This is a genomic window from Mesorhizobium sp. LEGMi-168a (genome assembly GCF_058312955.1).
This window is the reverse complement of sequence record NZ_JBZEGV010000003.1, coordinates 89,900-112,185: the sequence shown is the minus strand read 5'-3', so window position 1 is coordinate 112,185 and position 22,286 is coordinate 89,900. Positions and strand designations below refer to the sequence as shown.

Genomic DNA, 22,286 nt, shown 5'->3' with positions numbered 1-22,286 from the left:
GCATTTTTTAATGCTTCAAAATCTGGCTGAGGAACAACTTCGTTCGATCATGACGCGGATGGCTGAAAAACTCGTCGGGCGTTCCCTCCTCGACGATCTGCCCGGCGTCCATGAAGATGACGCGGTCAGCCACCGCCCGGGCAAAGCCCATCTCATGTGTCACGCACACCATGGTCATGCCGTCGCGGGCAAGTCCCGTCATCGTTTCCAACACTTCGGACACCATTTCAGGATCGAGCGCGGAGGTCGGTTCGTCGAACAACATGACATCCGGTTTCATGCACAGGCTGCGGGCGATCGCCACGCGCTGCTGCTGGCCGCCCGAAAGCTGGACGGGGAACTTGTTCGCCTGCTCGGGAATGCGGACCCGCTCCAGGAACTCGAGCGCGGTCTGACGCGCCTCCGCGGCCGAAACGCCTTTGACCCACATCGGCCCGGCCATGCAGTTCATCAGCACCGTCATGTGCGGGAACAGGTTGAAGTGCTGGAAGACCATGCCGACGTTGGAACGCACGGCGGCGACGTTGCTCATCTTGCCATGCAGCGCAACGCCGTTGACGACGATCTCGCCCTCCTGATGCGCCTCGAGGCGGTTGAAGCAGCGGATCAAAGTCGACTTGCCTGAGCCGGACGGCCCGCAGATGACGATCCGCTCGCCCTTGTGGACCGTCAGGTTGATGTCCTTCAGCGCGTGGAACTGACCGTACCATTTGGAAACGGCCCTGGCTTCGATAATGGCCTCAGCGCTCATCGCACCTTGCTCCTGGCATAGTGCCGTTCGATGCGGGACTGGATCAGTTCGAGGCAGATGGACAGCATCCAGTAGATCACCGCCGCCGATATCAGCATCTCCATGTGCTGGAAGGTCTTCTGCCCGAGCGTGCGCGCCAGGAACATCAGCTCCCACACACCGATGACCGAGACCAGCGAGGAATCCTTCAGCATCGATATGAACTGATTGCCGGTCGGCGGAATGATGACCGGCAACGCCTGCGGCAGGATGATGCGGCGCATGGTCAGGGCGAAGCCGAACCCCATGGAGCGCGACGCCTCCCACTGGCCGCGATCGATGCTTTGTATGCCGGATCGGAAGATCTCGGTCATATAGGCGCCATAGCAGAGCGAAAGCGCCAGGATGCCGGCCGGCACCGCGTTGATGACGAAGCCGAGCTGTGGCAGCCCGAGATAAATCAAATAGACCTGCATGAGCAGCGGAAGGCCGCGAAAAAAGGACGTATAGAAGCTGGCGATCGCAAAGGCGAAGCCGTTGTTGGAGAGCTTCGCAACCGCACCAGCCACCGCGATGATAGAAGCGATGACGATGGAAACAGCCGAGACGTAAAGCGTGGTGACGACGCCCTGGCTGATCAGGAAAGGCAGCTTCTCGCGGATGAACGGCAGGCTGAGGTGAAATGTCTCGAAGAAGGCGATGAACAGCAGCAGCAGCTCCAGCCAGACGATGCCGATCTGGAGCTTGAGCGGCGCGAAACCAATCAGCACGACGTTCAGCGTGAAGATCAACGCTATGGCGAAGGCGATGGCAAAACGGCCGTAGAGGCCACTCATCGACGGCTCGCCGATCACCGGCCTCATCAATTCGGCGAAGCTGGTGCCCGACATGTTGAACGCCATGAACACCAGCAGGACGACGCTGAACATCGTCGCCACGAACCGCGGCTTGTGAACGAGGACTTCGGCCTCGACGGTATCCGGATAGAGCATCTTTGAGCACCGGCGGTTCGGCGGCCTGCTGGTGGCAGGCCGCCTCTGGAGGGACTAGTTCGTCTTCGAATAATCCTGGCCGTACCATTTCTCCGAGAGCTTGCTCAGCGTGCCATCGGCTTTCATCGCCTTCACGGCGTCGGCGATCTTGGTCGACAGTTCCGGATCGCCATGCTCGATCGCGATCGCCAGCGGCTCGTAGAACACCGGATCGCCCACCTGCTTGATCGGATAGCCGGCTTTCACGGCATCGCGGATCGACGGTAGCGACGACACCACGGCGTCCAGGCGGACGCCGTCGCCGAGGCGAAGGTCGTCAAAGGCCGTCGTCGAATTCTCGTAGGAATGAACTTCCTTCGGGTTGAGCTTGTACTCGAAGGGCGGCGCGCCGGCGGCGTCCAGCGTCAGATCCTTCTTGGCATAGGCCTCGAAGGTGGAGGTGCTGGTGGCGCCGACGACCTTGCCGTCGAGATCGGCCAGCGTCTTGGCCTTGCTATCCTTGTGCACCGCGACAGCCGCGGGGGTGTAGTAGTACACCGCCGGGAAATCGAAGATCTCGGCGCGCTTCTTCGTCGGCGTCATCGAGCCGACATGCATGTCCCAGCGCCCCGCCCAGTTGCCGGCGGTGATGATGTCCCAGCCGGGCGTGACGAACTCGACCTTGACGCCGAGATGCTTGCCGATCGCCTTGGCGACATCGACGTCGAAGCCGTCGAGTTCATTGTTGGCGTTCATGAAGGATTGCGGCGCCCAGTTGGCGTCGGTCGCAACCTTGAGCGTGCCTGCCGTGGTCACGCGATCGAGCACCGCCCCGGCATGGGCGGGATATGCGCCGAGCGCAAGCGCCAGCGCGGCCATCGTCAGCTGTCGTCTGTTCCAGAATGTCATTTTGCGTGTTCCCTTGTTGTTTGTTCAGTCCCATGCGCTCATGGCCGTTCAGCCGGTCACGATCTCGCAATCCCTTGCCGACGAGGTCGGCGTCCTACGGGCGGCTCGCGGATTTAGCGACGCCGGCGCCGGTCCGGTCTTCCGCTGCCGCGGAGGATGTTTGCAGCCGTCATTCCCTCGCTCACGGTGAAAGCTCTGGCTTGTTGCCGGCGAGGTGCCGCCCGGCGCCTCGAGCAAGGCACCCGCTCCTGCTCCGCAAAGACCGCTACCCATGCGCAACGGCTCCTCTCGCGCGACCGACGCCCAGCAGGAAGTCGGCCATCGCATCAGCGACGAGAGCCGGCGCCTCGATCAGGATCGAATGGCGAAGCCCCGGCAGGATCGCGAGTTGCGAAGCCTGGATTTGTTCGTGCATCAGCCGCGCCATGCGCGGGCTGGAACCCTGGTCGTCCTCGCCGGTCACGATCAGCGTCGGGCAGGTAATGCGGTCGAGGATGCCGCCGAAATCGGTTTCGGCCAAAACGCGATAGGCGGCCGCGTAGCAGTCGCGGTCGTTCTCGGCGTCCCGCCGACGCAATTCGGCGATGACCTCTGGGTTCCGGTCCTGGAAGTCTTCTGTCAGCCAGCGCGACAGCGATGCGGCGTGATGGGTCGAGGCGTCGCTCGCCACAAGGGCCGCCAGCCTGCCGCGAACCGCTTGCCGCTCTTCGGGCGTGCGGCTGGCGACGGTCGACAGCAGCACCAATTTCCGCAGCCGCTCGGGATGTGTCAGGGCCAGGCGCTGCGCGATGAGCCCGCCCAGCGAAAACCCAGCCAGATGGAAGGTGGTGAAACCCACGTGCTCGGCCAGCGCCAGCGTCTCGGCGACGAAATCGTCGATCTCGTAGCGACCTTTCACTCGGCTGGAGCGACCGTGGCCGCGCAGGTCGAAGGTAAGCACCGCGAAACGACCCCTCAGCCGCTCGGCCACCCCATTCCAGGCTTCGAGGTAGGAGCCCACGCCATGGATGCAGACCAGGGGTTCGCCGCCCTCGCCATCGAGGCGCCAGTTGAGCGACACGCCCGCGACGTCGAGCTGGCCGGATCGCGCCATCCTCACGCCCTCGCCGCCGCACGTGCCTTGTCGCGCTCGCGCGCGGCGAAGACCGGCATCACCTCATCGACCCACAGCTTGATCGTCTTCTTCTGCAGCTCGAACGGCAGGTTGAATGTCAGGCCCAGGCAGTACTGATCGACGCCCGCGACTTCATAGTCCAGCAGCTTCTCGATCACCTCGTCCGGTGTGCCGAACATGAGGTTGCGACGAATACTCTCGGGATTGTAGTTGTCCTTGCCCTTGACACTCTCGTAAGGCACCGCATCGGGGAAGCCGTTTTTCACGGTGCCGATGTTCTGGAACAGGTTCTCGAAGGCGCGGCCGTAGTCGATGGCATGCTTAACCGCCACCTCCCAGTCCTGCTCCCGCTCGTAAACGCAGGTGCGCCGCTGCATCATCAGCCGCGGCCGCGGCACTTCCGGATGATCGGCGACGGCCTTGCGGAATTTCTCGCCTAGCACCGCGATCTCGGCCGGCGGCGCCGACAAAGGCGTCGACAGGATCGAGGCGCCTATCCCGACCGCCCAGTCGAACGTGCCGGGATCGCGCGCGGCCACCCAGATTGGCGGGTGTGGCTTCTGCAGCGGCTTCGGCACGCCGGCGGCTAAAGGGAACTTCCAGTAGTGACCGTCATGGGCGTAGTCCTCGGCCCATAGCTTCTTCACCGCCGGCACCAGTTCCTTCAAATAGGCAACGCCTTCCTGCTGCGGCATGCCGCCGGCCATGCGGTCGAATTCATACTGATAGGAACCGCGCGCGATGCCGAACTCCAGCCGTCCGCCGGTCAGGTGGTCGCAAAGCGCCGCCTCGCCCGCGAGCCGGATCGGGCTCCAATAGGGCGCGACCAATGTCGAGGTGCCGAGCCGGATCTCTTCGGTATGTTGGGCAAGCCAGGTCAGCGTCATCAGCGGGTTCGGCGAGATCGTGCATTCGATCGTGTGGTGCTCAGCCGTCCACAGCATCTCGAAGCCGCCCTCGTCAGCCATGCGCGCGAGCTCAAGGAGATTGCTCTTCACCTTGCTCATGGGGGTGTCGGGCGAGAAGCGCTCCATGGTCAGCGATACGGCGAATTTCATGTCGATCTTCCGTTCGTTGCGTCGGGTTTTGGTTCAGCGGAGGCGGATTACGAAGGGGTCCTGCATGGCGCCGGAGTAATCGATGACGACGTTTTTCAGGCGCGAGAATTCCTCCATGGCGTCGAAGCCGCCGCGCCGGCCATACCCACTCTCCTTGAAGCCGCCATTGGCGGACATGAAGGAGGAGGCGCGATAGGTGTTGATCCAGACCGTGCCGGCCTCGACATTGCGGGCGAAGCGCAGCGCACGGTTGATGTCGCGCGTCCATATGCCGGAGGCGAGCCCGTAGCGTGTATCGTTGGCGAGGCGGATCATCTCGTCTTCCGACGAGAACGGAATGACGCCGACGACGGGGCCGAACAGCTCCTCCTGCATGAACTCCATGCCGTTGTCGGCATCGGTCATGACCGTCGGCTCGAAATACCAGCCGCCGGCAAGATCGGCCGTCTGCGGCCGTCGGCCGCCGGCGGCTATCTTGGCGCCCTGGCGTACCCCCGAGGCGACATAGCCTTCCACCTTTGCAAGTTGTGCCGACAGGGCGAGCGGGCCGATGTCGGTGTCCTCCAGCATCGGCAGCCCGACCCGCACCCGCCGGGTGCGCTCGACCAACGCCTCGACAAAACGGTCATGGGCGCCCGCCTCGACGAAGCAGCGCGAACCGGCGACGCATGTCTGGCCCGCGGCAGCGAAGACACCGGACACCACGCCGTTCACGGCATGCTCGATATCGACGTCGCCGAAGACGACATGCGGCGACTTGCCGCCGAGTTCCATCGAGCAGGGTATGAGGTTCTCTGCAGCATTGGCGGCAATGCGGCGCCCGGTTCCCGTCGAGCCGGTGAAGACGAATTTGGCGACGCCTGGATGCCGGGTCAGCGCATCGCCCGCCACGGCACCCGTCCCGGTCACGACGTTGACGACGCCGGCAGGAAAGCCGGCTTCCATGATCAGTTCGGCCAGAGCGAGCGTCGAGGCCGAGGCGTGCTCGGACGGCTTGACGACCACCGTGTTGCCGAGCGCAAGGCACGGCGCCAGCGTGCCGGTGAGCAGCATCAGCGGCGAGTTCCACGGCGTGATCATGCCGACGACGCCGATCGGCTCGCGCAGGTTGAAGTTGAGCATGTCGAGCTTGTTGACCGGGATGGTGTCGCCGAGCAGCTTGTCGGCCATCCCCGCGAAATAGGTGTAGCTGTCGGGCATGGCGCGCATCTGCGCCCGCATTTCCTTCAGCAGCTTGCCATTGTCGCGCGTCTCGATCAGCGCCAGCTCGTCGGCGTGCTCCAGCACCAGTTCCGCCAAACGGCGGACGAGCTTGCCACGGTCGGTCTGGGTCATGCGCCGCCAGGCCGGGTTGGCGAAGGCCGCGTGCGCGGCTTCGACAGCCACGCCGACATCCTCGGCGCCGGCATCGGCGAATTGGTACCAGGGCTTGCCGGTGGTCGGGTCGAAGCTGTCGATATACTGCCCGCTGCTCGGCGCCACGAAAACGCCGTTGATGAAAAGGTTCTGGCGCGAGCCTTCGAGCGATCCGACTATCGTTTTCATGCTGTCTGTCCTGCTTGGATCATCATTCGGACGCCGCCTGCGTCCACGATTGCGACTGGCCATCGATCATCGCGACGCGGCCGCCGTCGCCGGTATCCATGTAGATGCCGAAGCGCTTGTCCTGCCGCTCGCGCGCATAGCGGCGCAGCATGGCGCGCAGCTCGTGGGTAGCGACCTGCTCGTAGGGCAGCGCGTCGACGGCAAAGAAGGTGTGGCCATTCGGCAGCGCGCCTTCCGCGCTCTCGCGGCTCAGTTCGGCGCGGTAGATCAGGTAGCCGGGATCGCTGTCGGCGACGTCGAAGACCGAATAGAGAAAGGTGTTTTCAGGGACGAGGCTCAGCGCCTCGCCGCCGTCGAGGACGAGTTGGCGATCAGCCTTGCGGCGCTGTGCGGTCGGCAGCACCCAGCCTCCCTTGCCGTCGCTGCGCAGAAGAATGCGGTCTCCGGCCTCGACCAGGTAGCCGATGATCATGTCCTGCGAGGCCAGCCAGCCGGCCGGCAGCGGATCTTTCACGCTGGCGTAGCGGCCGCGGCAGAAGCCGAGCGGCGCCGACGGGCTGGTTCCAAAAGCCTGCACCTGGCCGATCAGGATGATGTGGTCGCCGGCCTCGATGCGGTTGTGAACGGTGCAGTCGAACCATGTCAGGCTGTCGGTAAGGACAGGCGCGCCTGTGTGGGCGCGGTCATGATTGACCGACTGGAACTTGTCCGCCGCCTTCGAGGCGAACACCGATGAAACATCGGCCTGCCCCTCGTGCAGGAAATTGACCGCGAAGGACCGCGTCTCGTTGAAGGCCGGAAAGCTCGCAGCCGACTTGCCGACACAGACCAGCAGCAGCGGCGGGTCGAGCGAGACGGAGGTGAAGGAATTGGCGGTCATGCCGCGCGGATTACCGTCGCGATCGCGCGTGGTGATGACGGTGACCCCGGTGACGAAGGTGCCGAATGCACGACGCAAAGCGATCGGGTCGATCGTCCTTTGTACCACCGCATCCGCCATTGCTTTCCTCCATAGTGTCGGATGAAGGCTAGGCAGGAGCCGGCACCGCTTCTTCCTCCGATCTGTAGGAAAGACTTCGCGACAGGCTGCTGTCATCCCGAGCAAGCGTGGGCGTGACGAGCCCGCGCCTGGCGGCGGACGCCATTTGGCGGCAGCAATGTTGGGATGGGGTGGCTCTAGCGGACTGCCGGCACGCGGCTGTCGATGATGCCGCTGAGACGGATTGCCAATTCAACCGCGAAGCGCTGTTCGGGCGTGTCGAGCCGGATGCCGAACAGGTCCTCTATGCGCGACAGACGATAGCGCAAGGTGGTGACGTGAAGACCGATGGCGTCGGCGCAGGCCTGGCTGCGGCAGCCTTCGCGCAGATAGGCAAACAACGTGTCCAGATAGGGCGTGCCGTGCTCGCGATCATGCGCGATCAGCGCGCCGACGCTTTTGTCGACGAAGTTGCGCACGTCTGGCACGTCGGCGGCGGCGACCAGCATCGGCAGCGGACCAAAATCCTGGCCGGCGAAAACGCCGGTGCGTCCAAAAGACCGGCCGATGCGGATCATGCGGCGGCAACGGTCCCACGCGGTCGGATAGTCGGCCAGCGCAGCACACATCTCGGAAACCAGGACCGCCGGCTCACGCTCGAAATAGCGGCCAAGCTCTGCGGCAATCTTGTTTGGCAATTTCCCCAGGCGGGTGCTGTCTTGCCTGGCATCGTCCGCAACGAGACAGACAAGGCCGCTTTCAACGGCGATAACGGTGCCCGCCACGCCTGCCTGTTCCAGCAGCCGAACAATTGCATGGTGCGGATCGGCAAGACCACCGCTGCCGTCCTTTGCCTCGTCGGCGTAGTCCACGACGATCATTCTTTGGGAAGTGGTCAGGTCGATCCCTAATCGGCGTGCGCGATTGACGATATCCGCCTCGTCGCGCCAGCGGCGCTCCACGACTTCAAGAAAGAGTTCCGTCAGAGATCTGGTCTCGAAGCGGAAGCGAACGAAGCTGCGCATCATCTGCACGCTGAGCGCGAATTTGGCGCTGTCGAGCAGCATCTGATCGAGCTGGCCAGACTGCTGCGGCGTCGGAAAAATCATTAGCGCGCCAACCACTTCGTCATCGATCGTAAGCGGCTCGATACGTACCGAAAGCTTGAGCCGGTGCTTGCCGTCATCGACGAACAGCGTCTCGTCCTGGCGTGCCTCGGACGCGCCGCGCGCGACCTTGAGTACCTGCCGGTTGAGCACGCCGCCAACGGCCTGTTGCCAGGTCGCGGCGTCGAAATGCGCTTCGCTCGGCGAGCGGCCCGCCACGACCAGGTTGGCGTGGAAATCGATGACCACGACCGGATTGGGCAACAGCTCGCCGACCTTATCGGCGAGTGCGGCCACCGATCCTTCCGACAGGGCCTGCTGCAGAAGCGAGGTGTGCGCCAGCAAGGCGTGCTGCAGACGCTCGCCGGCCTGCTTCTCCTGGCGCAGCCGATGCTGCTTCTCGACCGCGATCTCGCCCAGATGCACGATCATGCCGATGAAGGCGACATCCTCGGCGCTGACTTCGGTGATTTCGCGCGAGACGACCGTCAGCACCATCGGCCGGCCGTCTTCATCGACGCAGTTCATCGGCATGACGAGCACGCTGCGGTAGTCGCGCTCGAACGCCTCGCGGCGATAGCCCGGGAACTCCTCGGATTCCCGCGCGTCCCTGATATAGACGGGCTCGTTGCGGTTGAGCGCGACGATCGAAGGACTGGTGGCCAGTTCCCACCGGTCCGGCAAAGTGCGCTGAATGAGCGTCGGGTCATGGCGCACGATGACGTAGGCGTGGCCATGCGGCGCATCGATGCTCATGATCGAGCCCAAGGTCCATTTGGCATGGCGGCAAGCTGCCAGCACGAGGTCGCGCAGCACGGACTGGAGATCGCCACCCGAATTGATGAGGCTGGCGGCGTCCCGCAAAGAGAGAATTTGCGACTCGTGATCCACGCCCGGTCTTCCGCCTCGCGAAGGGCCAATTTAAGCCGTCGCGGATATATGAACGCTACACCGCTTCCAAGCGGGGTGCACGCCGATTCTTCCTACGAACCGGAGGAATACCTGTCCAGCGGACCTTACTAGGCTGGGCTTCCACCAACAGGGCCCAAAATCATGGAATTGCGAAAAGTCTGCACGTTCATCGAGGAAGTGCACATCGAAGGCGGCAAGGCAGGTGCCAGGCCGGTAACGTCGATCGTCGTCGCCGGCGTACTGCGCAATCCCTGGGCCGGGCGCGGCTTCGTCGAGGACCTGCGACCCGAGATCGTGGCCATCGCGCCCCGCCTGGGGCACGAGCTTACGCATCGCCTGCTCGGGCTCATGCCTGCGGAGCGTATCGAGAGCTACGGCAAGGCCGCTGCCGTTGGCGTGGCCGGCGAGATCGAGCACGCCTCGGCCATGATCCACACGCTGCGTTTCGGCAACGTGTTCCGCAACGCGGTCGGCGGCACGACCTATCTCGAATTCTGCAACACGCGCAATGCGCCGGGCGCGCTGCTGTCGCTGCCGATGATGCACAAGAGCGAGAACGGCCTCCGCTCGCATTTCATCACCGCCAATTTCCAGATCGCCGACGGCCCGGCCGCCGACGAGATCGTCGTGGCCATCGGCGCGGCGGATGGCGGCCGTATCCATCCACGCATCGCCGACCGCTTCCAGGACATGGCAGAGATGGAGCAGGAGCGGCTCAGCGTTCAAGGCTAACGGTTGCAGTTCCGGGAGCTGTATCCGGACAAGCGCCACTTGAGCCGGCCAATGTTTCGGGCGTCGCAGCCGTCAGGGATCGAGCCAGGGCGTAGCGTCCTCGACGGCCGGTCCGGCCTTTGCCGGATCGGACGGGCGGCGCGCAACGAAGCGGCCGAAGCCGGCTCGCGCCTGCAGTTCCTCGCCCGCGATCAGCGGCACCCCGCGCAGCAGCACGGTGATCGGCTTGCCTGTCACCACCTTGCCTTCGTAAGGCGAAAAATCGACGCGCGAATGCAGCGCTTCGTGGCTGACGGTCCACTTGCGTCCCGGATCCCACAACGCGAGATCCGCGTCCAGACCGACGGCGATACGACCCTTGCAGTGGTCGAGACCGTAGACCGCGGCGGCATTGCGCGAGGTCAGATCGAGATATCGCGGCAACGTCAGCCGTCCGGTCAGAAGCCCTTCGGAGAACAGCAGCGGCAGCCTGGTCTCCAGGCCGGGAATGCCGCTCAGCGTCGTGGCGAAACCAGGCTCCGCCGCCTTGCCGATCTTGTCGGCAAAATAATAGGGCGAATGATCGGACGACCAGAGGTCGATGCCACCGTCGGCCAGAAGCCGCCAGAGATGCTCGCGGCTCCGCGGCGTGCGCGGCGGCGGCGAAAACACGAAGCGGGCGGCATCGCGCCCCGGCCGGTCGAGATCCGCCGCGCCGAGGAAGACATATTGCGGGCAGGTTTCCGCCGCGACGTCGACGCCGCGCCGACGTGCCCGTTCGACTTCCTCGGCCGACTGCTGCGACGACACATGCACGATGGTCATGCGGGTGCCGGTCATCTCCGCCAGCGCCAGAGCCCGGTGGGTGGCCTCGCGCTCCATGATCTCGCTGTGGGCGACGGCGTGGTAGCGCATCCCGGTGCGGCCGAGTTCTATCAGTCTTTGCCGCGTGCGCCGGATGGCGGCATCGTTCTCGGCGTGGACCATGACGACCCAGCCGAGCTTCCTCGCCGCATCGAGGACGGTGAAGAACAGGTCGTCGTCGACAGCAAAACCCTGGTAGGTCATGAACAGCTTGACCGAAGCGATACCCTGCCCGGCCAATTGGCTGAGCTGTGCTTCGACGTCCGCACCGGTTCCCGTCGTCACCACCGCATGGAGGCCGTAGTCGACGATGGAACGCCCAGCCGCGCGGCCCATCGCCCGCTCGAGCGCGCCGACCGTCGTCATGTCCGGGCCTGGCATGCCGAAAGGCACGATGCAGGTCGTGCCGCCGAACGCGGCGGAGATCGAGCCCGATTCGAAGTCGTCGGCATTGTCGGCGCCGCCCCAGACCGGCTGGTCGAGATGGCAGTGGGCATCGATGCCGCCGGGCATCACCCACAGGCCCGCGGCGTCGACGGTTTCCGCACCTTGCAGGCCTGAATCTATGGCCGAGATCCGGCCGTCATCGACAGCGACGTCGCAATCCCGCCAGCCGTCATCGAAGGCGAGGCGTCCGCCTCTGATCACCAGTTCATGCAAGGGCGACGCCATGGACGCTCACCACATTGCCATTGAGGCCACAGCGATATCCACACCAAGGCTTTGGCGCGGCACGCTCAGGCCCTCAACCGTTTGCCATCAGGGTCGAAGGGCGGTCGGTCAAGCAACACCGCGTTGTGCGGCCGGCCGAGGATCGCGACCGTCACCGCATCGCCCGACTTCACGGAGCCTGCCTTCACATAGCCGAGCGCGAGCGACATGCCGACATGGTAGCCGTAGGCGCCGGACGTCACCTGGCCGACCGGCGTGCCGTCGGGAAGGAAGATCGGCTCGCCGCCGGTGGCGTCGGCATCCTTCGCCTCGATCGAGATCATGATCAGCTCGTCGCGGGCCGGCTTCGACGCCAGCGCGGCATAGGCGTCGCGATTGAGGAAGTCGCCCTTGTCCATCTTGATCAGCCGGTCGAACTTGACCTCCTGCGGCCAGTATTCGGGCGAGTACTCGCGGCCCCAGCTGCCATAGCCTTTCTCCACCCTCAGCGACATCAGGGCGCGCGAGCCGACCGGTCCGCCGCCTTCCTGCCGCGCGGCGTCGAGCAGGGCGTTGTAGAGAGCGGTCTGGTCCTTCTCCTCGCAGTAGAGCTCCCAGCCGAGATCGCCGGTGAAGGAGACGCGCAGCGCGATGACATCGAGGCCGGCAACGGTGATGCGGCGCGAGGCCATGAAGGGGAAGGACGCCGTCGTCAGGTCGTCATTGGTCAGGCGCTGCAGCACGGCGCGCGATTTCGGCCCGGCGACGTTGAAGCCGCACATGTCCTCGGTGAGGGAGCGGAACGTCGTGCCCTCCGGCAACGGCACCATCTTGAAGAAACGCTGATGATAGCGCTCGGCCATGCCGGAGCCGAAGATGCGATACTCGTCCTGCGCCAGCTTGGTGACGGTGAAGTCGCCGGCGATGCCGCCGCGCTTGCCGATCAGCGGCGTCAGGCAGGATCGGCCGACCTGCGAAGGGATCTTGTTGGCGAAGAGCGCGTTCAGCCAGGCTTCGGCGCCCGGCCCCTTCACCTCGTATTTGGCGAAATTGGAGATGTCGATGATGCCGACATGGTCGCGCAGCATGCGCGCCTCGCGGCCGACCGGATGCCACCAGTTCTGCCTGGTGAAGCCGATCGTCTCCTCGCGCGGCTCGCCGTCGATGGAGAACCACAGCGGATGCTCCCAGCCGAAGTTCAGGCCGAACACCGCGCCGTTTTCCTTCTGCATGGAATAGGCCGGGCGCGTGCGCACCGGCCGCCCCGCTGCCCGCTCCTCGTTCGGGAAATGGATCTTGAAGCGGTGGCTGTACTGGTCCTGCACGCGGGCCTTGACGAAGGCCTTGCCGGCCCAGTGGCCGAAGCGGGCGAGATCCCAGCCGAACATGTCGAGCGTCGGTTCGCCCTCGATCATCCACTCGGCCGCCAGGCGGCCGAGGCCGCCGGACTGCGAGAAGCCCGGAATGATGCCGGCGCAGCAGAAGTAGTTGCGCAGTTCCGGCACGGGGCCGAACAGGGCGGCGCTGTCCGGCGACCAGATCATCGGGCCGTTGATCACCCGCTTGACGCCGGCCGTGCCGACCGCGGGCACGCGGGCGATGGCGCGCATCATGTTCTCCTCAATGCGCTCCAGATCGTCCGGGAAGAGCTCGTGGCCGAAATCCTGCGGCGTGCCGTCCTCGGCCCAGAATTTCATTGCCCGCTCATAGGCGCCGATCAGCAGGCCGAGCCCCTCCTGGCGCAGGTAATATTCACCGTCGCGGTCGGCGACCGAAGGCAGGCGCCGGCCCATCGAGGCGATCTCGGGGATGGTCTCGGTGACGAAATACTGATGCTCGGTCGGAATGAGCGGCAGCGCCAGCCCGGCCATCGCACCGACCTCACGCGCCCATAGGCCGGCGGCGTTCACCACCCATTGCGCGTGGACGTCGCCCTTGGTGGTGCGCACGATCCAACTGCCGTCCGGCTGCTGCTCGGTTCCGGTCACCGCGGTGAACCGATGGATCTCGGCGCCGCGCTGGCGCGCGCCGGCCGCATAGGCGGCCGTCACGCCCGAAGGATCGACATTGCCGCCTTCGGGTTCGTACATGATGCAGCGTATGCCGTCGAAGTCGACGAGCGGGTGCAATCGCTCGGCCTCCGCCCTGTCGACCTCGTAGAAATTCATCTTGTAGCGGCGTGCTTTGGCTTCCTGCAGCCGAAGCTGGTGCTCGCGCGCCTCGGTCTGGGCGAGATAGAGCGATCCCGGTTGGAAGATGCCGCAGCCCTGACCCGTCTCCTGCTCGAGCTCCTTGTAGAGCGCCATCGTGTAGTGCTGCAGGCGGCTGATGTTGGTCGAGTCGTGCAGGCCGTGAATGTTGGCCGCGGCATGCCAGGTCGAGCCGGAGGTGAGCTCGTCACGCTCGAACAGCACAACGTCGCTCCAGCCGTGCTTGGTCAGGTGGTAGAGGATCGAGCATCCGATCAGGCCGCCGCCGATCACAACAGCCTGGGCATGGTTCCGCATTTTTTGTTCCTTTTGGCTGTGCGTCCGGAGCCGGACAGGCAGGCGACGGGGCTGGATAGCGACAGGGTTCCGCTTGGCTCCTCAGTCGACGACATGACCCCACTTTTTCGACCGCCGGCAATGTAGAAAGCTCGGGAAACGACTGTAAAGCCCGCAATTGAGGCCTACTGCTGCTTTTTGGGGCAGTTATGGCCAAAAAAAACGAGGTCATAGCCACATCAATCTTCGTTTGTAGGCATGGAGGCCGGGTGTAGCTTTTAGCGGGGAATTGAGCAGCCGCGATCAGCGGCGCCACCAATGGGAGCCACCCGCCATGGACCTGCATTCCGAGCGCGGAGACAGACCGGCCAAGCCGGCATGCCTCTCGTCGTCCATGCGCCTTGACGGTCCGGCAGCGCGGTTGCGCGCCGGCCGGCGAATTCGGTTCCGCACCAGCCGAAATGACAGGGCCGAAACGCCTTGTCCGAACCGCGCATTGCGACAACTCGGAGGTCAAAACCTTGGATAAGACATCGCATCCCTATATTCCGGCACTCTTCGACCAACTCAACGAGGGCGCGATCAGCCGCAGGGATTTCCTGCGCAAGTCGACGCTGCTCGGCCTCTCGGCCGGCGCTGCCTACGCCATAGCCGGCGTCGTCGACCCGGCCATACAAGCCCGCGCCACAGACCTGCCGAAAGGCGGCAACCTGCGCATCGGCATGCGCTGCATGGAAATCAAGGATCCGCATCTCGCCGACTTCGCCGAAAAGTCCAATGTCATCCGCCAGGTCTGCGAATACCTGACCTTCACCGACCGCAACAACATCACCCACCCCTACCTTTTGGAGAAATGGGATGTCAGCGAGGACTTGAAGACCTGGACGCTGCATATCCGCAAGGATGTGAAATGGCGTGACGGCAGGGCGCTCAATGCCGCCGACGTGGTGTGGAACCTGAAGCGCGTCAGCGATCCCGCGGTCGGCTCCTCCGTGCTCGGCCTGTTCACCGGCTATCTGGTCCAGGAATACGAGACGGGCGAGAAGGACGACAAGGGCAATCCGAAAAAGTCGAGCCGGCTGTGGTCCGACAAGGCGATCGAGAAGGTCGACGACAGCACGGTGCGGCTGAACCTGTTCTCGCCGCAGATCGCGGTCGCCGAACACCTCTTCCACTATCCGATGTTCATCCTCGACCCGAAGGACAATGGCGCGTTCGGTCCGAGCGCCAACGGCACCGGTCCGTTCGAGATGGTCGAATACACGGTCGGCAAGGGCGCGAAATACAAGGCGCGGGCCGATTACTGGGGCGGCGCTGCGCATCTCGACACCTTCGAGTTCGTCGACCTCGGCGACAACCCGGGCGCCGGCATCGCGGCGATGGCCTCCAAGCAGGTCGACGGCCTGTCGGAAGCCGACGCCGTGCAGATCAACTCGATGAAGGCCTTCCCGCATGTCGCCGTCCACAAGGTCGAGACGACGCAGACCATCGTCATGCGCGTGCATCCCGACGTCGAGCAGTTCAAGGACAAGCGCGTGCGCCAGGCGATGCGCCACGCGCTTGACCGCGACAAGATCATCCAGACCGTTCTGCTCGGCGCCGGCACGCCGGCCGAGGACCATCACGTGGCTCCCTCGCATCCCGAATATGCCGCGCTGCCCAAATGGCCGCGCGACATCGACAAGGCAAAGAAGCTGATGGCCGACGCCGGCCATGCCGACGGTTTCGAACTGGACCTGGTGACGCGGCCCGATCCGATCTGGGAGCTGAATACCACCCAGGCGATGGCCGAGCAGTTGAAGGACATCGGCATCAAGGCCAACATCAAGTCGCTGCCGAGCGCGCAGTATTGGGAAGTGTGGACCAGCGCTCCGTTCAGCCTGACGGCCTGGGGCCACCGCCCGCTCGCCATCATGACGCTCGGCCTTGCCTACCGCTCCAACGCGGCGTGGAACGAATCCCACTTCTCGAACGCCGAATTCGACAAGCTGCTCACCCAGGCCGAGGGCATCCTCGACCCGAAGGAGCGCAGCAAGGTGATGGAGAAGATCGAGCTGATCATGCAGGACGAGGGGCCGATCGTGCAGCCGTTCTGGCGCATCTTCTCGACCGTGATGGACAAGAAGGTGCAGGGCTTCGAGCTGCATCCTTCGCAGTACATCTTCGCCAAGGACTACGCGATCGCCTCCGCCTAGACCACTCTGCGCCCGGCCGTCGGCATGGCGGTCGGGCTCCCTTCCACTCGAAAGTAGATCGGAAACCTCCAGCTGATGGCGATATTCGTGGCGAAACGGCTGGCGATGATGCTGCTCACCATGGTCGCGGCGTCGTTCCTGGTATTCGCCGTCTGCGAATTCACGCCGGGCAGCGTCGCGCGCAAGTCGCTCGGTCCCTTCGCGACCCAGCAGCAGGTCGATTTCCTCACCAAGAAGCTGAAGGCGGACGATCCGCTTTTGGTGCGCTATGGGCGCTGGGCGGGCGTGCTGCTCGGCATCATTCCGGATCCGCTCCAGGACCCGAGCACCGGGCTCAATTTCAAGGACCCGCGCGGCGCGCAATACTTTGGCAATTTCGGCTATTCGACGCTGAACAAGCTGCCCGTCAACGACGTCATCTGGAACCGGCTCGGCAACACGGCGATCCTGGCCGGACTGGCCTTCCTGCTGATCGTGCCGCTGTCGATCGTCTTCGGCATATTGTCCGGCCTGAAGGAAGGCGGCGTGCTCGACTGGCTGTTGTCGGTCATCTGCATCACCTTCACCTCGATCCCGGAATTCGCGTCGGGCGTGTTCCTGGTCACGCTGTTCGTCATCCTGTGGCCGGTGCTGCCGGGCACCAGCCCGCTCGATGCGGAGGGCGGCTGGTCGGTCCCGTCCCAGCTCGTGCTGCCGGTCGCGGTGCTCGTCATCTACGACTTCGGTTACGTCGCGCGCATGATCCGCGTCTCGATGATCGGCGTGATGGAAAAACCCTTTATCCGCACCGCGGTGCTGAAGGGCATGAGCACGCGCCAGGTCGTGCTCGGCCACGCGCTTCGCAACGCCATGATCGCCCCTTTCACTGTGCTCTTGCTGCAGATCAATTTCCTGATCAGCGGCGTGGTGGTGACCGAGCTCGTCTTTGCCTATCCAGGGTTCGGCCGGCTGCTGCTCGACGCCAGCCTGTTCGGCGACATCGCCACCATCGAGGCCGCCACGCTGATCACCGTCGCTATCGCGGTCACGACGCAGTTCGTCGGCGATCTCGGTTACATGCTGCTCGATCCGCGCATAAGATTGCGATGAACGCACTGGTCGAGCAGAGAGCGATGGAGGCGACAGCCGTCAAGGCAATGGGCAGGCCACGCCTGAAATGGGCGCGGATCCTGCGCTCGCCCACCGCAATGGTCGGGCTCTTCCTGGTCGGCTTCTGGGTGCTTGCGGCGATCCTGGCGCCGGTGCTGCCGCTCTATTCGCCGACCGAACAGGACGTCATGGCGCTGGCCGACCCGACGCCGTCGGCGGCGCACTGGCTTGGCGTCGACATTCTCGGCCGCGATGAATTATCGCGCCTGATCTTCGGCGCCCGCACCGTGCTGGTGGTCGCGCCGCTTTCGGTCGCCGTCGCCATGATCGTCGGCATCACGCTCGGCATGATCGCCGGCTATTACGGCGGCTGGATCGATGCCGTGATCAGCCGCCTGTCCGACATCATCCTCGCCTTCCCGGTGCTGGTCCTCTACGTCATCCTGATCGCCAATATCGGCCCTTCGGTCATCAACATCGTCATCGCCACGACGATCGCCTCGGCGCCAGGCATCGGGCGGATAACGCGCGGACTGGCGCTCGGCCTGAAGGAGCAGGAATACGTCGCCGCCGCCAGGCTGCGTGCCGAAAGCACTTTATACATCATGCTCGTCGAGCTTTTGCCCAACTGCCGCGGCATGCTGATCGTCGATGCCTGCCTGCGCATCGGCTACACGATCATCACCATCGGCATTTTGGGCTTCCTCGGCCTCGGCCTGCCGCCGCCCAATCCAGACTGGGGCGGCATGGTCAAGGAAAGCACCACCGTGCTCAACGTCTGGCCGCTGATGTCGGTCCTGCCCTCGGTCGCGATCGTCAGCCTGGTGCTGGGCTTCAACCTGTTGGCCGACGGCTTGCGGGAGGCCTGGAAGCCATGACGCCGACCGCAGAGACAGCATTGTCAAAACCGGGCCGGCAAGCGTCCGACACGCCCTTGCTCGCCGTCCGCGACTTGCGCATCGAGTTTCGCGGCAAGGCCGAGACGATCGTCGCCGTGCCGAAGCTTTCGTTCGAGGTGAAGCCCGGCGAAAGTTTTGGGTTGGTCGGCGAATCCGGCTGCGGCAAGAGCACCACGGCCATGGCCATCATGGGCTATCTCGGCGCGACGGGGGTTATCGCCGGCGGCAGCATCCGCTTCGAAGGCGAGGAACTGGTCGCCGCCCCGGCGCAGAAGCTGCGCTCGATACGCGGGCGGCGCATCGCCATGGTCTATCAGGACCCAATGAGCGCGCTCAATCCGGTGAAGACGATCGGCGCGCAACTCGCCGAAGTGCCGATGCTGCATCTTGGCACCAGCCGCGCCGAGGCGATCGAGATGGCGGCGGCGATGCTCAGGGACGTGCGCCTGCCCGACGCCGGCGACATGCTGAAGCGCTATCCGCATCAGCTTTCCGGTGGCCAGCAGCAGCGGGTCGTCATCGCCATGGCGCTGCTCGGGCGGCCGTCGCTGCTGTTGCTCGACGAGCCGACCACAGGGCTGGACGTCACGGTGGAATCGGCGGTGATCGACCTGATCGGCGAGTTGCGCCGCCGCTACGGCACCAGCCTGCTCTTCATCTCGCATAATCTCGGCCTGATCGCCGAAAGCTGCGACCGCGTCGGCATCATGTATTCCGGCGAACTGGTCGAAGAGGCGCCGACGCGCGAATTGTTCGGCCGGCCGCGGCATCCCTACACGCAAGGGCTGATCGACTGCATCCCCGATATCGGGCAGGGCAAGCACACCCGCACGCTCGCCGCCATTCCGGGCCATATCCCGTTGCCTTCGGAGCGGCCGCGCGGCTGCCTGTTCGGCCCGCGCTGCGCGGGTTTCCGCGCCGGCTTGTGCGACCAGCCCGGCATGACATTCGAACCGGTCGGCGAGCAGCATCTGGTGCGCTGCGCGCGCTGGCCGGAACTCGATCTCGCGCGCCGGGAGTTGCCGCCGCTCTCCGACGAGAGCGCGACAGCGGGCGCCGCAATCGCCGTCTCGGATATCACCAAGCTCTATCACCTCGGCTACCACAAGACGCTGAAAGCCAATGAGGGTGTGTCGTTCGAAGCCGGTAAGGCCGAGATCGTTGCGCTGGTCGGAGAGTCCGGCTGCGGCAAGTCGACCCTCGCGCGCATCGTCACCGGCCTCGACCGCGCCACATCAGGCGAAATCCGCATGGCGGGCGACGACATCGTCGCGGTGGAGGCGAGCTCCCGGTCGAAGCAGTTGCTGCGATCGATCCAGATGGTGTTCCAGAATCCGGATTCGACGCTCAATCCGTCGCACAGCGCCGGCTTCCCGATCCGCCGCTCGCTGAAGAAGTTCGGCATCCGCAAGGGCAAGGCGGCCATCGACCAGCGCATGCGCGAGCTGCTCGAGATGGTGCGGCTTTCGCCGGACTTCGCCGCGCGCCGGCCGAGCCAGTTGTCGGGCGGGCAGAAGCAGCGCATCGCCATCGCGCGCGCCTTCGCCTCCGACCCGTCGCTGATCGTCGCCGACGAGCCCGTGTCGGCGCTGGACGTTTCCGTGCAGGCGGCCGTGGTGACGCTGCTGCTCGACATCCAGAAGACCAGGCATGCGACGATGCTGTTCATCAGCCACGACCTGGCGCTGGTGCGCCATGTCGCCGACAAGGTCGTGGTGATGTATCTCGGCAAGGTGATGGAGAAAGGCACCGTCGAAGAGATCTTCTGCGGGGCGACCCATCCCTACACCGAGGCGCTGATTTCGGCGATCCGCAGCACCAAGCCGGAGGGCGCTGCGCGCAAGCGGATCACGCTGAGCGGCGACACGCCGAGCCCCGTCGATGTCCCGCCCGGCTGCCGCTTCGCCAGCCGCTGCCACCGCAAGGTGGGTTCGATCTGCGACAACGAGCCGCCACCGATCCGAAGGATGTCGTCCACACACGAGATCGCCTGCCACATTCCGGCAGAGGCGTTGGCTGCTCTCGCACTCCCGGATGAGGCGCGCGACCCTGCATGACGACATCGCTGGGCCGCCTCTGGCGTCAGGCCGAACGATCACGCGCGATCCTGCCGATCATGGCGCGCATTTGCCTGGCCGGCACCGGCAGCGCGATGCTGACGACGGCGGTGTCGCTGGCGCTGAGCGCGCCGGGTATCGATCCTTCCGAAGTGCAATTGGTGCTGACCGCCTATCCGGTCGGATTTCTGATCGGCTGCCTCATTGCGCGTCCGCTGGTGTCGCGGGTCGGCCATGAGCGCGCCTTCTTCGTCATAACCGTGCTTGCAAGCCTCGCCGCCTCGGGCTTCACGATCACCGATTCCATGCCGGCATGGCTTTGTTTCCGGCTGCTCGGCGGGCTTGCCATGGCGGCCATGTTCGTTGTCTGCGAAAGCTGGATCAACCTCTATGCCGACCAGCACAATCGCGGCAGGCTGTTCTCCCTCTACATGCTGACGACGGCGGTCGCCGTGCTGTTCGGGCAGCTGCTGCTGGAGATGGTCGGCGCGCATTCGCCGCATTTGTTCGGCGTCAGCGCGGCGACCGTGCTCCTGTCCGCGCTTGCGCGGTTTGTCTCCAAACCATGGCCCGCCCTGCCCGCTCCGCAGCTCGAACCATCCCTTGCTGAAATCCCCGCCAAGGAAGAACGCTACGGTGTCATCCAGTTGCTGCGCCTGGCGCCGGTAACGGTGGTCAGCATCTTCCAGGTCGGCATCACCAACATGAACATCTTCGTGCTGACGCCGATCTACGGCGCCAGGATCGGATTGTCCGCCACCGTCGGCCTGGTGACGACGGTCAGCATCGCCGGGATGCTGGCGCAGACGCCGGTCGGATGGCTGTCCGATCGGTTCGACAGGCGCATCATGCTGCTCATCCAGGGCCTGCTTTCCGTGTCGCTATGCGCGTCGATCGCCTGGCTGGGCAACGGACCGCTGCCGCTGCTCTTCCTGCTGTTCTTCCTCTATGGCGCCACGGCGCTCACGGTCTATCCGGTGGCAATCGCCTTCGCCAACTCGCGCATGCACAGCCGGCACATGGTGGCGGCCTCGGGCACGCTGCTGCTCCTCTATTCGATCGGCAACATCCTGACGCCCGGGCTGGCCGCCGGGCTGATGGAGCGCACCGCGCCGCAGGCGATGCTGTTCGTGCTCGGCACCGGCGGCATCCTGGTGGCGCTGGCGGCTTGCGTCAATCTGCGGCGACGGCCGATCGTTGTCGTTGCCGCACAGCCGTCCGGAGGCGAGCCGTGACCGCCGCCGCCGGTGCCCTACCTGATCGATTGGCCGGCAAAGCCATCCTGATCACCGGCGCCGCCAGCGGCATCGGCGCGGCGATAGCGCGCCGCTGCGTCGAAGAAGGAGCCCGTGTCGCCTGCGCCGATCGCGATGCGGCGGCGACACGCGCGCTTGCCACAAGCCTGGGGACGTCTGCGCTAGCGGTCGACTGCGACGTAACCGACCTGGACTCGACCAGAAATGCGGTCGATGCGACTGGTCAGGCCTTCGGCCGGCTGGACGGTCTGGTCCACAATGCCGCGGCTCCCTCGACTGACGGCACCGTCGCGGACCTTGCCATCGACAAATGGCGGCTGGAGATCGACGTCAGCCTGACCGGCGCTTTCCTGACCTCCAAATTCGCCGTGCCGCTGATGGCAGACAGCGGCGGCGGATCGATCGTCTTCATCGGCTCGCAATTCGCGCGGGTCGCCGTCGGCAAGGCGGTGGCCTACTGCGCGGCGAAGGCGGGGCTCGTGCATCTGGCAAAGGCCATGGCCGTCGACCATGCGGGCGAGCGCATCCGCGTCAACAGCCTGTCGCCGGGCGCGGTCGCGACCGCAAGACTGCTGCAGCGCTGGCCCAGCCTGGAAGCAGCCGACAAGGGTCTCGGGCCGGCGCATCTGCTCGGAAGGATCGCCGAGCCCGAAGAGATCGCGGCGGCTTGCGCCTTCCTGCTCTCATCCGACGCATCTTTCGTCACCGGCACGGATCTTCTGGTGGATGGCGGCTATGCGGTGCGCTGAACGAA

The 22,286-nt window shown here is 64.9% G+C and carries 17 protein-coding genes; 7 read left to right on the top strand and 10 right to left on the bottom strand.

Annotated elements, in window-relative coordinates; translation table 11 throughout:
• Window positions 1–7 precede the first annotated feature (7 nt).
• The 8 genes from AC4FWB_RS06150 to AC4FWB_RS06115 all read right to left on the bottom strand — a co-directional run bounded on the left by AC4FWB_RS06150 (window position 8) and on the right by AC4FWB_RS06115 (window position 9,303).
• Window positions 8–751 (bottom strand): amino acid ABC transporter ATP-binding protein, encoded by a 744-nt coding sequence (locus AC4FWB_RS06150; protein ID WP_491024961.1) that lies wholly within the window; start codon window positions 749–751, stop codon window positions 8–10.
• On the bottom strand, window positions 748–1,722 hold the full coding sequence (locus tag AC4FWB_RS06145) for an amino acid ABC transporter permease (protein WP_491024959.1): 975 nt from the start codon (window positions 1,720–1,722) through the stop codon (window positions 748–750). The genes AC4FWB_RS06150 and AC4FWB_RS06145 overlap by 4 nt, the downstream gene beginning before the upstream one ends.
• 54 nt (window positions 1,723–1,776) lie before the next feature.
• A complete protein-coding gene (locus AC4FWB_RS06140; protein ID WP_491024958.1) occupies window positions 1,777–2,610 on the bottom strand; it encodes a transporter substrate-binding domain-containing protein in 834 nt (277 codons plus the stop codon).
• A gap of 265 nt (window positions 2,611–2,875) precedes the next feature.
• Window positions 2,876–3,703 carry an alpha/beta fold hydrolase gene (locus AC4FWB_RS06135; protein WP_491024956.1) on the bottom strand — a complete coding sequence of 276 codons (828 nt, stop codon included), beginning with the start codon at window positions 3,701–3,703 and terminating at the stop codon, window positions 2,876–2,878.
• 2 nt (window positions 3,704–3,705) lie between these two features.
• Window positions 3,706–4,782, bottom strand: a complete 1,077-nt coding sequence (locus AC4FWB_RS06130; protein ID WP_491024954.1) for an LLM class flavin-dependent oxidoreductase — start codon at window positions 4,780–4,782, stop codon at window positions 3,706–3,708.
• A 33-nt stretch (window positions 4,783–4,815) separates the two neighbouring features.
• Window positions 4,816–6,327: an aldehyde dehydrogenase gene (locus AC4FWB_RS06125; protein WP_491024952.1), complete on the bottom strand. Its 1,512-nt coding sequence runs from the start codon at window positions 6,325–6,327 to the stop codon at window positions 4,816–4,818.
• Between the two features lie 22 nt (window positions 6,328–6,349).
• The gene (locus AC4FWB_RS06120) at window positions 6,350–7,327 is read right to left on the bottom strand and encodes a flavin reductase family protein (protein WP_491024950.1); all 978 of its coding nucleotides are present in this window, start codon (window positions 7,325–7,327) and stop codon (window positions 6,350–6,352) included.
• 176 nt (window positions 7,328–7,503) lie between these two features.
• Window positions 7,504–9,303, bottom strand: a complete 1,800-nt coding sequence (locus tag AC4FWB_RS06115; RefSeq protein WP_491024949.1) for a helix-turn-helix domain-containing protein — start codon at window positions 9,301–9,303, stop codon at window positions 7,504–7,506.
• A gap of 162 nt (window positions 9,304–9,465) precedes the next feature.
• On the opposite strand from AC4FWB_RS06115, the gene AC4FWB_RS06110 reads away from it, so the two are divergent.
• Window positions 9,466–10,056, top strand: a complete 591-nt coding sequence (locus tag AC4FWB_RS06110; RefSeq protein ID WP_491024948.1) for an amino acid synthesis family protein — start codon at window positions 9,466–9,468, stop codon at window positions 10,054–10,056.
• Window positions 10,057–10,128: 72 nt separating this feature from the next.
• On the opposite strand, the gene hydA is transcribed toward AC4FWB_RS06110, so the two are convergent.
• Window positions 10,129–11,571 (bottom strand): dihydropyrimidinase, encoded by a 1,443-nt coding sequence (gene hydA, locus AC4FWB_RS06105; RefSeq protein WP_491024947.1) that lies wholly within the window; start codon window positions 11,569–11,571, stop codon window positions 10,129–10,131.
• A gap of 65 nt (window positions 11,572–11,636) precedes the next feature.
• Entirely contained in the window at window positions 11,637–14,057 is a 2,421-nt protein-coding gene (locus AC4FWB_RS06100; protein WP_491024946.1) for a GcvT family protein, read from the bottom strand.
• A 500-nt stretch (window positions 14,058–14,557) separates the two neighbouring features.
• Here AC4FWB_RS06100 and AC4FWB_RS06095 point away from each other — a divergent pair, with 500 nt between their 5' ends.
• The 6 genes from AC4FWB_RS06095 to AC4FWB_RS06070 all read left to right on the top strand — a co-directional run bounded on the left by AC4FWB_RS06095 (window position 14,558) and on the right by AC4FWB_RS06070 (window position 22,281).
• Window positions 14,558–16,231 (top strand): ABC transporter substrate-binding protein, encoded by a 1,674-nt coding sequence (locus AC4FWB_RS06095; RefSeq protein WP_491024944.1) that lies wholly within the window; start codon window positions 14,558–14,560, stop codon window positions 16,229–16,231.
• Window positions 16,232–16,306: 75 nt separating this feature from the next.
• On the top strand, window positions 16,307–17,320 hold the full coding sequence (locus AC4FWB_RS06090) for an ABC transporter permease (protein ID WP_491024942.1): 1,014 nt from the start codon (window positions 16,307–16,309) through the stop codon (window positions 17,318–17,320).
• A complete protein-coding gene (locus AC4FWB_RS06085; RefSeq protein WP_491024941.1) occupies window positions 17,317–18,198 on the top strand; it encodes an ABC transporter permease in 882 nt (293 codons plus the stop codon). The genes AC4FWB_RS06090 and AC4FWB_RS06085 overlap by 4 nt, the downstream gene beginning before the upstream one ends.
• Entirely contained in the window at window positions 18,195–20,276 is a 2,082-nt protein-coding gene (locus AC4FWB_RS06080; RefSeq protein ID WP_491024940.1) for an ABC transporter ATP-binding protein, read from the top strand. Before AC4FWB_RS06085 ends, AC4FWB_RS06080 begins: the two co-directional genes overlap by 4 nt.
• Window positions 20,273–21,511: an MFS transporter gene (locus AC4FWB_RS06075; protein ID WP_491024938.1), complete on the top strand. Its 1,239-nt coding sequence runs from the start codon at window positions 20,273–20,275 to the stop codon at window positions 21,509–21,511. The genes AC4FWB_RS06080 and AC4FWB_RS06075 overlap by 4 nt, the downstream gene beginning before the upstream one ends.
• Window positions 21,508–22,281: an SDR family NAD(P)-dependent oxidoreductase gene (locus tag AC4FWB_RS06070; protein WP_491024937.1), complete on the top strand. Its 774-nt coding sequence runs from the start codon at window positions 21,508–21,510 to the stop codon at window positions 22,279–22,281. The genes AC4FWB_RS06075 and AC4FWB_RS06070 overlap by 4 nt, the downstream gene beginning before the upstream one ends.
• The last annotated feature ends 5 nt before the right edge of the window (window positions 22,282–22,286 follow it).